This is a genomic window from Streptomyces sp. NPDC030798 (genome assembly GCF_055572275.1).
In genome coordinates, this window is sequence record NZ_JBVIDR010000001.1 from 688,764 (window position 1) to 702,384 (window position 13,621).

9 protein-coding genes and 1 pseudogene are annotated in these 13,621 nt (G+C 72.3%); 9 read left to right on the top strand and 1 reads right to left on the bottom strand.

All coding sequences use genetic code 11. The annotated features are described in order from the left end of the window. Positions 1-227 precede the first annotated feature (227 nt). From arc to ACZ404_RS03200, 8 genes and pseudogenes are all read left to right on the top strand, one after another. A complete protein-coding gene (gene arc / locus ACZ404_RS03165) occupies positions 228-1,994 on the top strand; it encodes a proteasome ATPase (RefSeq protein ID WP_468435536.1) in 1,767 nt (588 codons plus the stop codon). Between the two features lie 232 nt (positions 1,995-2,226). After that, a complete protein-coding gene (gene dop, locus ACZ404_RS03170) occupies positions 2,227-3,738 on the top strand; it encodes a depupylase/deamidase Dop (protein WP_468435537.1) in 1,512 nt (503 codons plus the stop codon). A 199-nt stretch (positions 3,739-3,937) separates the two neighbouring features. Further along, positions 3,938-4,156 (top strand): ubiquitin-like protein Pup, encoded by a 219-nt coding sequence (locus tag ACZ404_RS03175; protein WP_059248381.1) that lies wholly within the window; start codon positions 3,938-3,940, stop codon positions 4,154-4,156. 151 nt (positions 4,157-4,307) lie between these two features. Next, positions 4,308-4,498, top strand: a pseudogene (locus ACZ404_RS03180) (endonuclease domain-containing protein); the annotation flags it as partial. Further along, entirely contained in the window at positions 4,450-5,295 is an 846-nt protein-coding gene (gene prcB / locus ACZ404_RS03185) for a proteasome subunit beta (protein WP_468435538.1), read from the top strand. The pseudogene ACZ404_RS03180 and the gene prcB, both read left to right, overlap by 49 nt. Before the next feature lie 61 nt (positions 5,296-5,356). Beyond that, the gene (gene prcA / locus ACZ404_RS03190) at positions 5,357-6,094 is read left to right on the top strand and encodes a proteasome subunit alpha (protein WP_468435539.1); all 738 of its coding nucleotides are present in this window, start codon (positions 5,357-5,359) and stop codon (positions 6,092-6,094) included. Positions 6,095-6,272: 178 nt separating this feature from the next. Beyond that, positions 6,273-6,713: a hypothetical protein gene (locus ACZ404_RS03195; RefSeq protein WP_468435540.1), complete on the top strand. Its 441-nt coding sequence runs from the start codon at positions 6,273-6,275 to the stop codon at positions 6,711-6,713. Between the two features lie 80 nt (positions 6,714-6,793). Beyond that, entirely contained in the window at positions 6,794-11,113 is a 4,320-nt protein-coding gene (locus ACZ404_RS03200) for an HAD-IC family P-type ATPase (protein WP_468435541.1), read from the top strand. An 87-nt stretch (positions 11,114-11,200) separates the two neighbouring features. Here the strand turns inward: ACZ404_RS03200 and ACZ404_RS03205 are convergent, their stop codons facing one another. Further along, entirely contained in the window at positions 11,201-12,214 is a 1,014-nt protein-coding gene (locus ACZ404_RS03205; protein ID WP_468435542.1) for a LacI family DNA-binding transcriptional regulator, read from the bottom strand. Positions 12,215-12,361: 147 nt separating this feature from the next. On the opposite strand from ACZ404_RS03205, the gene ACZ404_RS03210 reads away from it, so the two are divergent. After that, positions 12,362-13,621 carry an MFS transporter gene (locus ACZ404_RS03210; protein ID WP_468435543.1) on the top strand — a complete coding sequence of 420 codons (1,260 nt, stop codon included), beginning with the start codon at positions 12,362-12,364 and terminating at the stop codon, positions 13,619-13,621.

The window sequence follows — 13,621 nt, forward strand, 5'->3', positions numbered from 1 at the left end:
CGGCCCGGAACGGACAACTCCGGCCACTCCTGAAGGGTTTTGACCGTTCCCGACATGGAACAAGCCGCTTCCGAATCACGTTGAGTGGGTATCCCCTCGGCACGAGGGAGAGCGCACCGGGTGACCGACGACACACCTTGACAGTCTCTGTGATCTAGGGGTTTCAATCGTCACCCACCCAGGTAGGGTCTGGAAGCGTCCAGCTCCCCTTGGAGGAGGTGAGGACCGTGGCAGCCCACGACGACGACATGAACCGCGGCATCCGCCCGGGACGAGGGTCCGACGACCCGGCCGGGCAGATCGCCTACCTTGAGCAGGAGATCGCCGTCCTGCGACGCAAGCTCGCCGACTCTCCGCGGCACACGAGGATTCTCGAGGAGCGGATCGTCGAGCTGCAGACCAACCTGGCCGGCGTCTCCGCCCAGAACGAGCGCCTGGCCAACACCCTCCGCGAGGCCCGCGACCAGATCGTGGCCCTCAAGGAAGAGGTCGACCGGCTCGCCCAGCCGCCGGCCGGCTTCGGAGTCTTCCTGCAGGCCAACGAGGACGGCACCGCCGACATCTTCACCGGCGGCCGCAAGCTCCGCGTGAACGTCAGCCCCAGCGTCGACCTCGACGACCTCAGGCGTGGCCAGGAAGTCATGCTCAACGAGGCGCTCAACGTGGTCGAGGCCATGGAGTTCGAGCGCGTCGGCGACATCGTCACCCTCAAGGAGATCCTCGAGGACGGCGAACGCGCCCTCGTCCTCGGGCACACCGACGAGGAGCGGGTGGTACGGCTCGCCGAGCCGCTGCTGGACGTCACCATCCGCCCCGGCGACGCCCTCCTGCTCGAATCCCGCTCCGGCTACGTCTACGAGGTCGTGCCCAAGAGCGAGGTCGAGGAACTCGTCCTCGAAGAGGTCCCCGACATCGGCTACGAGCAGATCGGCGGCCTCGGCAACCAGATCGAGGCCATCCGCGACGCCGTCGAGCTGCCGTACCTCTACCCCGACCTCTTCAAGGAGCACGAGCTGCGCCCGCCCAAGGGCGTCCTGCTCTACGGCCCCCCCGGATGCGGCAAGACCCTCATCGCCAAGGCCGTCGCCAACTCGCTCGCCAAGAAGGTCGCCGAGGTCACCGGGCAGGCCGCCGGCAAGAGCTTCTTCCTCAACATCAAGGGCCCCGAGCTCCTGAACAAGTACGTCGGCGAGACCGAGCGGCAGATCCGCCTCGTCTTCCAGCGCGCCCGTGAGAAGGCCAGCGAGGGCACCCCCGTCATCGTCTTCTTCGACGAGATGGAATCCCTCTTCCGCACCCGCGGCTCCGGCGTCAGCTCCGACGTGGAGAACACCATCGTCCCCCAGCTCCTCGCCGAGATCGACGGCGTGGAAGGCCTGCAGAACGTCGTGGTCATCGGCGCCTCCAACCGCGAGGACATGATCGACCCCGCCATCCTGCGCCCCGGCCGCCTCGACGTGAAGATCAAGATTGAGCGCCCGGACGCCGAGGCCGCCAAGGACATCTTCGGCAAGTACCTCACCGAGCGCCTGCCGCTCCACGCCGACGACCTCGACGAACACGGCGGCAGCAAGGAGACGACCGTCCAGAGCATGATCCAGACGGCGGTCGAGCACATGTACGCCGAATCCGAGGAGAACCGCTTCCTGGAGGTCACCTACGCCAACGGCGACAAGGAAGTCCTCTACTTCAAGGACTTCAATTCCGGCGCCATGATCGAGAACATCGTCGGACGCGCCAAGAAGATGGCCATCAAGGACTTCCTCGAGAAGAACCAGAAGGGCCTTCGGGTCTCCCACCTCCTCCAGGCCTGCGTGGACGAGTTCAAGGAGAACGAGGACCTGCCCAACACCACCAACCCCGACGACTGGGCCCGCATCTCCGGAAAGAAGGGCGAACGGATCGTCTACATCCGCACCCTCATCACCGGAAAGCAGGGCGCCGACACCGGACGCTCCATCGACACCGTGGCGAATACCGGTCAGTACCTGTAACGGCAGGGCGGCTGCGGGTGCCCTCGGCGGGTACCCGCAGCCGACTGTTTTTCAGGCCACGACCGGAGCAGGCAATGACGCAAATGATCTCCCCACCAGCGCAAAGGCGTTCTAGGCTCTTCACTACCGCCGAGTCGCGCAGTGCGGAGACGGGCACCGCACACGCACCGCAACACCGGCGGTACGCGAGCAGCGCCCACGACCGAGGGCGCCGCCGGGCAAGGAGGGCCGCATGACCGTACGGCGAGTAATGGGCATCGAGACGGAGTACGGGATCTCCGTCCCCGGCCACCCCAACGCCAATGCCATGCTCACCTCGTCCCAGATCGTCAACGCCTACGCAGCGGCGATGCACCGGGCCCGCCGGGCCCGCTGGGACTTCGAGGAGGAAAACCCGCTACGGGACGCACGAGGCTTCGACCTCGCCCGCGAGGCCGCCGACGCCAGCCAGCTCACCGACGAGGACATCGGCCTCGCCAACGTCATCCTGACCAACGGCGCACGCCTCTACGTCGACCACGCCCACCCGGAATACAGCGCCCCCGAGGTCACCAACCCCCGGGACGCCGTCCTCTGGGACAAGGCCGGCGAGCGGATCATGGCCGAGGCCGCCGAGCGGGCGGCCCAGCTCCCCGGCGCACAGCCCATCCACCTCTACAAGAACAACACCGACAACAAGGGCGCCAGCTACGGCACGCACGAGAACTACCTGATGAAGCGGGAAACCCCCTTCTCGGACATCGTGCGCCACCTGACCCCCTTCTTCGTCTCCCGCCAGGTCGTCACCGGCGCCGGCCGCGTCGGCATCGGCCAGGACGGCCACGAACACGGCTTCCAGCTCAGCCAGCGCGCCGACTACTTCGAGGTCGAGGTCGGCCTCGAGACCACGCTGAAGCGGCCCATCATCAACACCCGCGACGAGCCCCACGCCGACGCGGAGAAGTACCGCCGGCTCCACGTGATCATCGGCGACGCGAACCTCTCCGAGATCTCGACGTACCTCAAGCTGGGCACCACCGCCCTCGTCCTGTCCATGATCGAGGACGGCTTCATCGCGGTCGACCTGGCCGTCGACCAGCCCGTACGCACCCTCCACCAGGTCTCGCACGACCCCGGCCTGCAGCGCCTGATCACCCTGCGCAGCGGACGCACGCTCACCGCGGTCCAGCTCCAGATGCAGTACTACGAGCTGTCCCGCAAGTACGTCGAGGAGCGCTTCGGGGCCGACGCCGACGAGCAGACCAAGGACGTCCTGGCCCGCTGGGAGGACACTCTCAACCGGCTGGAGAACGACCCCATGAGCCTCGCCGGCGAGCTGGACTGGGTCGCCAAGCGCGAACTCATGGAGGGCTACCGCCGCCGCGACGACCTCGACTGGGACGCCGCCCGTCTCCATCTCGTCGACCTCCAGTACGCCGACGTACGGGCCGAGAAGGGCCTGTACAACCGCCTGGTGGCCCGCGGGCGCATGAAGCGGCTCCTGGACGAGTCCGAGGTCGACAGGGCCCGTACGAAGCCGCCGGAGGACACCCGCGCCTACTTCCGCGGCCGCTGCCTCGAGCAGTACGCGGACGACGTGGCCGCGGCCTCCTGGGACTCCGTCATCTTCGACCTGCCGGGCCGGGACTCCCTCCAGCGCGTCCCAACCCTGGAACCGCTACGCGGAACGCGAAATCACGTCAAGGAGCTGCTGGACCGGTGCCGTACCGCGGAAGACCTGGTCAGGGTGCTCTCGGGCGGCTGAACAGGGCTTGCGGGGTACTCGTACCGCCCCGGGCGGGCAGGGTGGAAATCCCACCGCCCGGGAATCATCGAGGTGGCCCCCGTACGTTCTCGAAACTGCGGGGCCGATGTCGGACCCGGCTTGTAGGGTCTGATCATCACCGATCGGCAGGAATGCCGACCTGACGACCATGTCGGGCGATCTGAGCGGGGTGAGGGTTATGGCAACCAAGGACACCGGCGGCGGCCAGCAGAAGGCCACGCGTTCCACCGAGGAGGTCGAGGAGCAGGCCCAGGAGGCCCAGGCTTCCGAGGACCTCAAGGAGCGGCACGAGAAGCTGAGCGACGACGTGGACTCCGTCCTGGACGAGATCGACGATGTGCTCGAGGAGAACGCAGAGGACTTCGTTCGAAGCTTCGTCCAAAAGGGCGGCGAGTAGCTTTAGCCTTCGGATCGAAGGTGGCGGGGGCGGTGGGTTGGCAAGCGAAAAGTGCGTGAAGCGCTGCTCGCGGCACAAGCAGCACAAGCCGCGGGCAGCGTCCGCGTCGCGCACAGCCCCCGTCGAGTGGCAACCATCGCATCGGTCGGATGCCCCGGCTGTGCATGTGGATCACTGCCGCAGGACGGGTAGGGTCCGTGGCGTACTGTGCTTCAACTGCAATTCGGCCATCGGCTCTTGAGGGACGATCCCGACGTTGGTCGTCGTGCTGTTGCTTACCTGGAAGGAAACCCGTGGAAGCCAATCCTCGTAGCACCGGGCGTCTACCAGCTGCCTTCCTGACGCCAGGGTCCTCCTCCTTCATGGACTTCCTCGCCGAGCACCAGCCCGAGCTGCTGCCCGGCAAACGGCAGCTGCCGCCCACACAGGGGGTGATCGAGGCGCCGCACGGGACGACGATCGTGGCCGTCACCTTCCCCGGCGGTGTCGTGCTGGCCGGTGACCGCCGGGCGACGATGGGGAACGTGATCGCGCAGCGGGACATCGAGAAGGTGTTCCCGGCGGACGAGTACTCGGCGGTGGGCATCGCCGGCACCGCCGGTCTCGCCGTGGAGATGGTCAAGCTCTTCCAGCTGGAGCTGGAGCACTTCGAGAAGGTCGAGGGCGCCCAGCTGTCGCTGGAGGGCAAGGCCAACCGGCTGTCGACGATGATCCGCTCCAACCTGGGCATGGCGATGCAGGGCCTGGCGGTGGTCCCGCTGTTCGCGGGGTACGACCTGGACCGGGAGAGGGGCCGGATCTTCTCGTACGACGTGACGGGCGGCCGCTCCGAGGAGCACAACTTCGCGGCGACGGGCTCCGGCTCGATCTTCGCGCGGGGTGCGATGAAGAAGCTGTTCCGGGACGACCTGACCGAGGAGCAGGCCACCACGCTCGTGGTCCAGGCTCTGTACGACGCGGCTGACGACGACTCGGCGACCGGTGGTCCCGATGTCGCCCGCCGGATCTACCCGATCATCACCGTGATCACCGAGGACGGTTTCCGCCGGCTGACCGAGGACGAGTCCTCCCAGCTCGCCCGTGCGGTGCTGCAGAAGCGTCTGGAGGAGCCGGACGGCCCGAAGGCCGCCCTGCTCTGAGCGCGACCCGGCTGTTCTCGAGGTGATCACAGTGACCATGACAGAAAGGGACGGATAACCGGTGTCGACGCCGTTCTATGTCTCCCCCCAGCAGGCCATGGCCGACCGGGCGGAGTACGCCCGCAAGGGCATCGCCCGCGGCCGCAGCCTGGTCGTGCTGCAGTACGCCGACGGCATCGTGTTCGTCGGCGAGAACCCGTCCCGTGCGCTGCACAAGTTCAGCGAGATCTACGACCGGATCGGTTTCGCGGCCGCCGGCAAGTACAACGAGTACGAGAACCTGCGGATCGGCGGTGTGCGGTACGCCGATCTGCGCGGATACACCTACGACCGTGACGATGTGACGGCCCGGGGTCTGGCGAACGTGTACGCGCAGACGCTGGGCACGATCTTCTCCTCGGCGGCCGAGAAGCCGTACGAGGTGGAGCTGGTGGTCGCCGAGGTGGGGGAGACCCCCGAGGGCGACCAGATCTACCGGCTGCCGCACGACGGTTCCATCGTGGACGAGCACGGCTCGGTGGCGGTGGGCGGCAACGCGGAGCAGATCAGCAGCTTCCTGGACCAGCGGCACCGCGACGGCATGTCGCTGGCGGAGGCCCTGAAGCTGGCCGTACAGGCGTTGTCCCGGGACACCAACGGCAGTGAGCGGGAGATCCCCGCGGAGCGGCTGGAGGTGGCAGTGCTGGACCGTACGCGTCCGCAGAAGCGCAAGTTCAAGCGCATCGTCGGCCGTCAGCTCGCCCGTCTGCTGGAGGCGGAGGGCGCGGCCACCGAGGCGGAGAGCTCCGAGGAGGAGTAGGCCGCCGTCCACCCGTAGCACCGCGATCTCTCCGGCACCTCACCTTGCGCGCCCCGGCCGTCTCCGCGGCCGGGGCGCGGTGCGTTCGTTTGTCGTGCCACCTGCGTGGATGACCGGCTCCGTCGGGGGCACTCGGGGGACACGACAGGACCTCGGTGCGGTGAGAGGTGGGAGTGTCATGGCGGAGCAGAGGGCGTCCTCGGTCCTCACTGCCCCGGTGCGAGGCGCGGCCTCGGTCCTGGGGCGGTTGCCCGGCGCCGGGATGGTGACCAGGGCCGCGGAGGACACGCTGAACAAGGTGGGCGCGGTGTCGCCGCGGGGCCGCCGGATGGCGGTGTACACCGGTGCGGGGCTGCTCGGTGTCGCGGGGGTGGTGGAGTGGCCCGTGGCGCTGACCGGTGCGGCGGTGGCGTGGCTGACGCAGCCCCGGCCCGCCGAGGAGTCTCCTGAGCGGGTGCGGCCGCCTGCGGCCGAGCCGGACGACCAAGCGGTGCTGCGGGCCGCGACGCACACGGCTGGGCCGGCGCAGGGGAAGCCGGAGGCGCCGGAGCAGGGTGCGCCCGGCGCGCACCCGGGTCCTCTGGGGCCCACGGCCCGGCCCGATCGGACGACTCGCTGATGCGCTGACCCGCTCGGCTCGTCGCCACCGTCACACCCCCGACTTCCTGGCCCGACCTCCCTGATCGCTGAGGACGCTCCATGACGATCACTTTGTTGACTCCGTCCGCTGTCGCGCGGTTGCTGCCCGCGGCACCCCGGGCGCTGGCGAGGGCGGCCGCCCCGGTCGTGGGGGCGGCGGCGGGCGCGATGGCCGGTACGGCGCGTGCCGGTGTGCGCGGCGCGGACGCGGCGGTGCGGGCGGCGCGGGTGGCCGGCAACGCGCTGCCGGGTGCGGCGGGCCGGTGGCGGGCGGGCGCCCGGCAGCATGTCGCGTTGCGGCCGGCGCATGCGGAGGCGGCGCGGCACGGGACGGCGCAGTTGGCGCGCCGGGTGGCCGAGGCGCTCGAGGAGCATCCGGACGTGCTGCTGGCGTACTGGGATCAGGGGCTGGCGCGGCTGGTGGTCACGGCGGTCGAGGACCGGCTCTCGGACGACCTGCTGGAGCACGTGGCTCAGGTGGCGGAGCGTCACGGGCTGGTGCTGGCGGACGGGGGCACGGAGGGGGTCGTGCACCCCGCCGATCCGGTCGGGGTGCGGGTGGCCGCGGCGGCGCTGGCGGCGGATGTCGTGGGCACGGGTGCGGGGCTGGCGGCGTACTCGTTGCGGTTGCCGCCGTCGCCGCGGGTGGTGACGGCGATGGTGACGTTCCTGCGGGAGAACCCGCGGGTGCGGGGTGCGCTGCGGCGCAGGCTCGGCGGGCCGGGGATGGATCTGGCGCTGGCGTGCGCGAACGCGGCGGCGCACGGGGCGGGGCAGAGTCCTGCCTCGTTGCTGCTGGACGGTTCGCTGCGGGTGTGCCAGCTGGCGGAGGCGGTGGCGCGTGCCGCCGCGTTCGACGCGGTGCACGACGAGTTGTGTGCTCCGCACCGGGTGAGCGTGGGGGTCGGTGCGGAGGACGCGGGGCGGCCGCCGCTGCGGGCGACGCCGGCGCAGGAGTACGCCTCGCACGCGGCCACGGGCAGTGTGCTGGGAGCGGCGGCGACGTTGCTGGTGAAGCACGACGTCGCCGAGGCGGCCGAGGCGGTGCTGGCGGGTTCCCCGAAGGCGGCCCGGTACGGCCCGGCAGCTTTCCACGCGGTGCTGGGGGGCGCGCTGGCCCGCGTCGGTGTGCTGGTGCGCGATCCGGAGCGGTTGGGGCAGCTCGAGACGGCGGGGACGGTGGTGCTGCATCCGAGCGCGCTGCGCACGGCGGACGGACGGGCGGATCCGTGGACGGAGCCGGTGCTGGACGCGGCGCGCCGGGCCGGGCTGCGGGTGGTGCTGGTGGACGACCCGGTGCTGGAGGACTTCACGGGGCTCGCGGATCAGGTGGTGGATGCCCGTCGGCCGCTGGACGACGTGGTGTACGAGCTGCGCCGGGACGAGGGTGCTGTGATCACGGTGGCCCGGATGCGGTCGTCGGACGAGAGCGATGTGCTGGCGGGGCTGCGGGGGAGTGATCTCGCCGTTGCGCTCGCGGACGACGGCGGGGCCGTGGTGTGGGGCGCGGACGTCGTGGCGCGGCGTGGGCTGCGGGACGTGTGGCGGGTGCTGCTGGCGGTTCCGGCTGCCCGGGCGGTGGGGCGGCGCTCGCAGACGCTGGCGCGGTCGGGCGCCGCGCTGTCGGGGCTCCTGGTGGCGGTGGGCGAGTCCAAGGGCGGGCGGGGGCGCCGGGCGGTGCTGCCGGGGATGCGCCATGCGCCGGTGGACGTGGGCGCGGCGAGTGCGCTGCTGTCCGGAGTGCGGTCGGCGTTGGGGGTGGCGCTGGCCGCCGAGCCGCACCCGCGTCCCCGGGTGCACTGGCACGAGCTGGACCCGAGGGAGGCCCGGGAGCAGCTGGAGCACGAGCCCGCAGCCGCGGAGCCGACGCCGTTGCAGGGGGTGACCGGGCCGGTGCGCGGGGTCGCGCGGACGGTGTCGGAGCATCCGGTGGTCGCGCCCGTGCGATGGGGCGTGGAGCTGGGCCGGGCGGTGCGCGGTGAGTTGCACGATCCGCTGACGCCGGTGCTGGCGGTGGGGTCGGCGGCGTCGGCGATTCTCGGGTCGGTGGTGGACGCCCTGCTGGTTCTGGGCGCGCTGGACCTGAACGCGCTCGTCGGGGGTGTGCAGCGGCTGCGTGCCGAGCGGGCGTTGTCGGGGCTGCGGGCGGAGCAGAAGCGGAAGGCGCGGGTGGCGCCGTCCGAGGCGGAGGCGCCGGCCGGCGGGACGCGCACGGTGGAGGCGGGCCGGCTGCGGGCGGGTGACGTGATCGAGCTGCAGGGCGACGACGTGGTGCCGGCCGACGCGCGGCTGCTCTGGGAGGACGGGCTGGAGGTCGACGAGTCGGCGCTGACGGGGGAGTCGTTGCCGGTGCAGAAGCAGACGGCTCCGACGCCGCACGCCGCGGTCGCGGACCGGCGGTGCATGGTGTTCGAGGGCACGACGGTGGTGGCGGGGCAGGGACGTGCCGTGGTGGTGGACACGGGGGAGCGTACGGAGGCCGCCCGTGCCGTTCATCTGGCCGCCAGGATTCCGCCGTCGGCCGGGGTGCAGGCGAGGCTGCAGGAACTGACCGCCAAGGCGCTGCCGTTGACGCTGGCGGGCGGGGCCGCGGTGACGGGGCTGGCCCTGCTGCGCGGTACGCCGATCCGCGAGGCGGTCAGCGGCGGGGTGGCGGTGGCGGTGGCCGCGGTGCCGGAGGGGTTGCCGCTGGTGGCGACGGTGGCGCAGCTGGCGGCGGCCCGGCGGCTGAGCCGGGACGGTGTGCTGGTGCGGACGCCGCGCACGCTGGAGGCGCTGGGCCGGATGGACACGATCTGTTTCGACAAGACGGGCACGCTGACCGAGAACCGCCTGCGCCTGGTGCGGGTGTCGGACGCCGAGGGTGCGGTGTGCGCGGCCGGTGAGGCGCCGGCGGCGCGGACGATGCGGTCGGCGGCACGCGCGTGTCCGCGGCTGAACGGCGGCTCGGAGCGGCCGGTGCACGCCACGGACGAGGCGGTCCTGGACGCGGCGGGCCCGGACGAGGAGTGGACGCAGCTGGAGGGACTGCCGTTCGAGGCGGCCCGTGGGTACGCGGCCGCCGTCGGCCGGGCGGGGGACGGGCCGCGGGTCCTGGTGGTGAAGGGAGCTCCGGAGACGGTGCTGCCGGCCTGCGCGAACCTGTCCCCCCGTGCCTCCCGGGCGGCCCAGGAACTGGCGGCCGACGGTCTGCGGGTGCTGGCGGTCGCGGAGCGGCGGCTGGACGAGGGCGAGCGGGAGGCGGACGTTCTGGAGGAGCCGCTGCGGGAACTGCGGTTCACGGGCCTGCTGGCGCTGTCGGACGTGGCGCGGGAGACGTCCACGGCTCTGGTGCACGGGCTGTACGAGGCCGGTGTGCGGCCGGTGATGCTCACCGGGGACCATCCGCAGACGGCGCGCGCGATCGCCCGTGACCTGGGCTGGCCGGCGGATCCGGTCGTGGTGACCGGAGACGATCTGGCGGCGGCGGACCGCTCGGCCAGGGCGCGGATGCTGCGCGACGCGGGGGTGGTGGCCCGGGTGGCGCCGGAGCAGAAGCTTCAGGTCGTCGAGGCGTTGCGGGATGCGGGCCGGGTGGTCGGCATGGTGGGCGACGGCGCGAACGACGCCGCGGCCATCCGTGCGGCGGACATCGGTGTGGGCATCAACGCGCGCGGTTCGGCGGCGGCGCGCAACGCCGCGGACATCGTGCTGACCGACGACGACCTGACCGTGCTGACCGATGCGGTCGGGGAGGGCCGGGCGCTGTGGCACAGCGTCGCGGACGCGATCGCGATCCTGATCGGCGGCAACGCCGGGGAGGTCGGCTTCGGACTGGTGGGGACGCTGCTGTCGGGCCGGGCGCCGCTGTCGACGCGCCAGATGCTGCTGGTGAACCTGTTCACCGACCTGTTCCCGGCGATGGCGGTGGCCGTGACGCCGACAGCGGGCGAGGAGGCCGCCGCGCGGACGGCGCCGCGCTCTCCGGAGGACGCGGCCGGCGGAGTCCTGGGCGAGCCGTTGATCCGGCAGATCCGGCACCGTGCGCTGACCACCTGCCTGGGCGCGGTGACCGCCTGGCTGGTCGGCCGGTTCACGCCGGGCACGGCACGCCGGTCGAGCACGATGGCGCTGTGCGGGGTGGTGGGCACGCAGCTGGCGCAGACCCTGCTGGACCGCCGCGACAGCCCGCTCGTGCGGTTCACGTCGCTGGGCTCCGCCCTGGCGCTGGTCGCGCTGATCGAGACGCCGGTGGTGAGCCAGGCGTTCGGCTGCACGCCGCTGGGCCCGGTGGCGTGGGCCGGTGTCGTGGCGGGGATCGCGGTGGCGCTGGCCGGGCAGCGGGCCCTGCCGCGCCTGGAGGAGACGGTACGGCGCCTGGTGCCGGCGGCGGCCGCCTAGGCGGTGCCGTCGAACGCACCCCCTGCCCGAAGGGCGCGGGAGGTACCGCCGGGGCGCGGGAGGGGCCGCCGGATGCCGTGGCCTCTCCTAGGCCGGTGGCGGTGCCGTGGAGCCGCGTACGACGAGCTGGACCGGGATGTCGCCGCCGGCGGGCCGCCGGCCGTCCAGCACGGCCAGGAGGGCTTCCATGCCGCGTTCGCCGAAGAGTTCGGCGTCGAGTCGTACCGTCGTCAGTTCGGGGTCGAGGGCGGTGGCCAGGGCCAGGTCGTCGAGGCCGGTGACGGAGACGTCGTCGGGAACGGCGAGGCCGAGGCGGCGCAGGGCCTTGTAGGCGCCGGCGGCGAGTTTGTCGTCGTCGCAGACGACGGCCGTGGGCCGGGATCCGGGCGCGGTGAGCGCGGCCTCGGTGGCGGTGAGGGCGCCGTCGATGGAGATCGGGGCGCGCGCCGTCCGCAGCTGTGTCCCGGGTACGGCGGCGAGGCGGGCGGCCAGTTCGCGCGCGCGGGCCTCGAAGGTCCAGGACGGGATGTCGGCGGCGAGGTGCAGGATGCGGCGGTGGCCGAGGCCGAGCAGGTGGTCGGCGACCTGGCGGACGCCGTCGGCGATGTCGAGGTTGACGGTCGCGGCGCCGAGGCTGCCGTCGGGGTCGCTGTCGAGCATGACCAGGGGGAGCTGGTCGCCGCGGATGGCGGTGAGGGCGTCGGCGGCCATCGAGGAGGCGATGACGCCGTCCAGGGCGGCGGAGGCGGAGGCGAAGGGGTCGCGGGCGGGGCCGATGCCCTCGGGGGAGGGGTAGAGCACGACGCCGAAGCCGTGCCGGGCGGCCACGCGCGCGGCGCCGGTGTAGACGCCGGCGAAGAACTCGGTGGTCAGGGCCGGCACGACGAGCAGGACGGTGCGGGTGCGGCCGAGGCGCAGGTTGCGGGCGGCGAGGTTGGGCCGGTAACCGAGGTCGCGGGCGGCCTCGCGGACGCGTGCGGCGGTGGCCTCCGAGACCCGGCCGCGCCACTTGTCGCCCAGGACGAGGGAGACGGCGGCCTGGGAGACCCCGGCCGCCTGGGCGACGTCACGGCTGGTCGGGCGCGTGCTGCTGCGTGCCACCGTGGGGGTGCTCCTCTGGGGTGCGTCGTGGGGGCGGGGTTGTCCGCCTGGACGTGTGACAGCGCACATGGTACGTATGACGGGCGGGGTTATACGTAACACGTCGGGGCGTCGAGGCGTTCCGGGCGAGCCACGGAAGGGCGGCACATGGCCACGGGATACCTGGAGATACTCCGGGCGCGGCATGCGCTCCGGCTGCTCACCGGCACCCTGGTGGGCCGCCTGCCCAACGCGACGGCTGCGATCGCCCTGGTGCTGTTCGTCCGCGCCCAGGGCGGCACGTACAGCCTGGCGGGCGCCCTCGCGGCGGTGTACGGCGTGGCCAACGCGGTCGGCCAGCCGGTGCTGGGCCGGCTCGTGGACCTGTACGGCCAGCCCCGGGTCCAGCTGCCCGCCGCCGTGCTGTCGGCCCTCGCCATGACGGTCTTCGCGCTCGGCGGCACCGACCCACTGCCCCTCGCCCATGCCGCCGTGGCCGCCGCGGGCCTGTTCACCCCGCCCCTGGAGGGCGGCCTGCGCGCGCTGTGGCCCTCGGTGCTGCGCCGCGAGGAGCAGGTGCACACCGCGTACGCCATGGACGCGGTCGCGCAGGAGATCATGTTCACCGTGGGACCGCTGCTGGTGACCCTGTGCGTGTCCCTGTGGGACGAGCGCGCGGCCCTGCTCGTGCTGAACGTGCTGGGCGTCCTCGGCGCGCTCTGCGTGGTGCTCTCGCCGCCCTCGCGCGCGTGGCGCTCGGCCCCGCGCGAGGCCCACTGGCTGGGCGCCCTGCGCTCGCCCGGCCTGCTCGCCCTGCTCGGCGCCTTCCTGTTCGTCGGGATCGCGCTCGGGTCCATCACCGTTGCCTCCGTGTCGTACGCCGACGGCCACGGCGGCGACGCCGTCTACGGCTGGATGATGGCCGGGCTCGGCCTCGGCGCGCTCATCGGCGGCACCGTCTACGGCGCCCGCCGGTGGGGCGGCGCGCCCGAGCGGCGGCTGCGGGTGCTGGTGGCGCTTCTGGCGGTGTGTTACCTGCCGCTGACGCTGATGCCGGGCGCGGTCGCCATGGTGCTGCTCACCGTGCTCTCCGGGGTGTTCCTCGCGCCGTGCATCGCCTGCGCGTTCATCATTGTCGACCGGCACGCGCCGCGCGGCACGGTCACCGAGGCGTTCTCCTGGCTGGTGACGACGTTCACCGTGGGAGCCTCCGTCGGAACGGGCCTGGCGGGCCCGGTCGTCCAGGCCGGTGGCGCGCTGTGGGGATTCGCGCTGCCGGGCGCCGCGGGGGCCGTGTCCCTGCTGGTCCTGCTCGCCACCGGACGGGTCCTCGCAGCTCCCGCGTGGAGCGGGGTTGTTGCGGCTTCATCGGAAAATGATCCAAATCGTGCTGCCGAACCCCGTTTCAGCTCAGGGGATCGGGCGTAA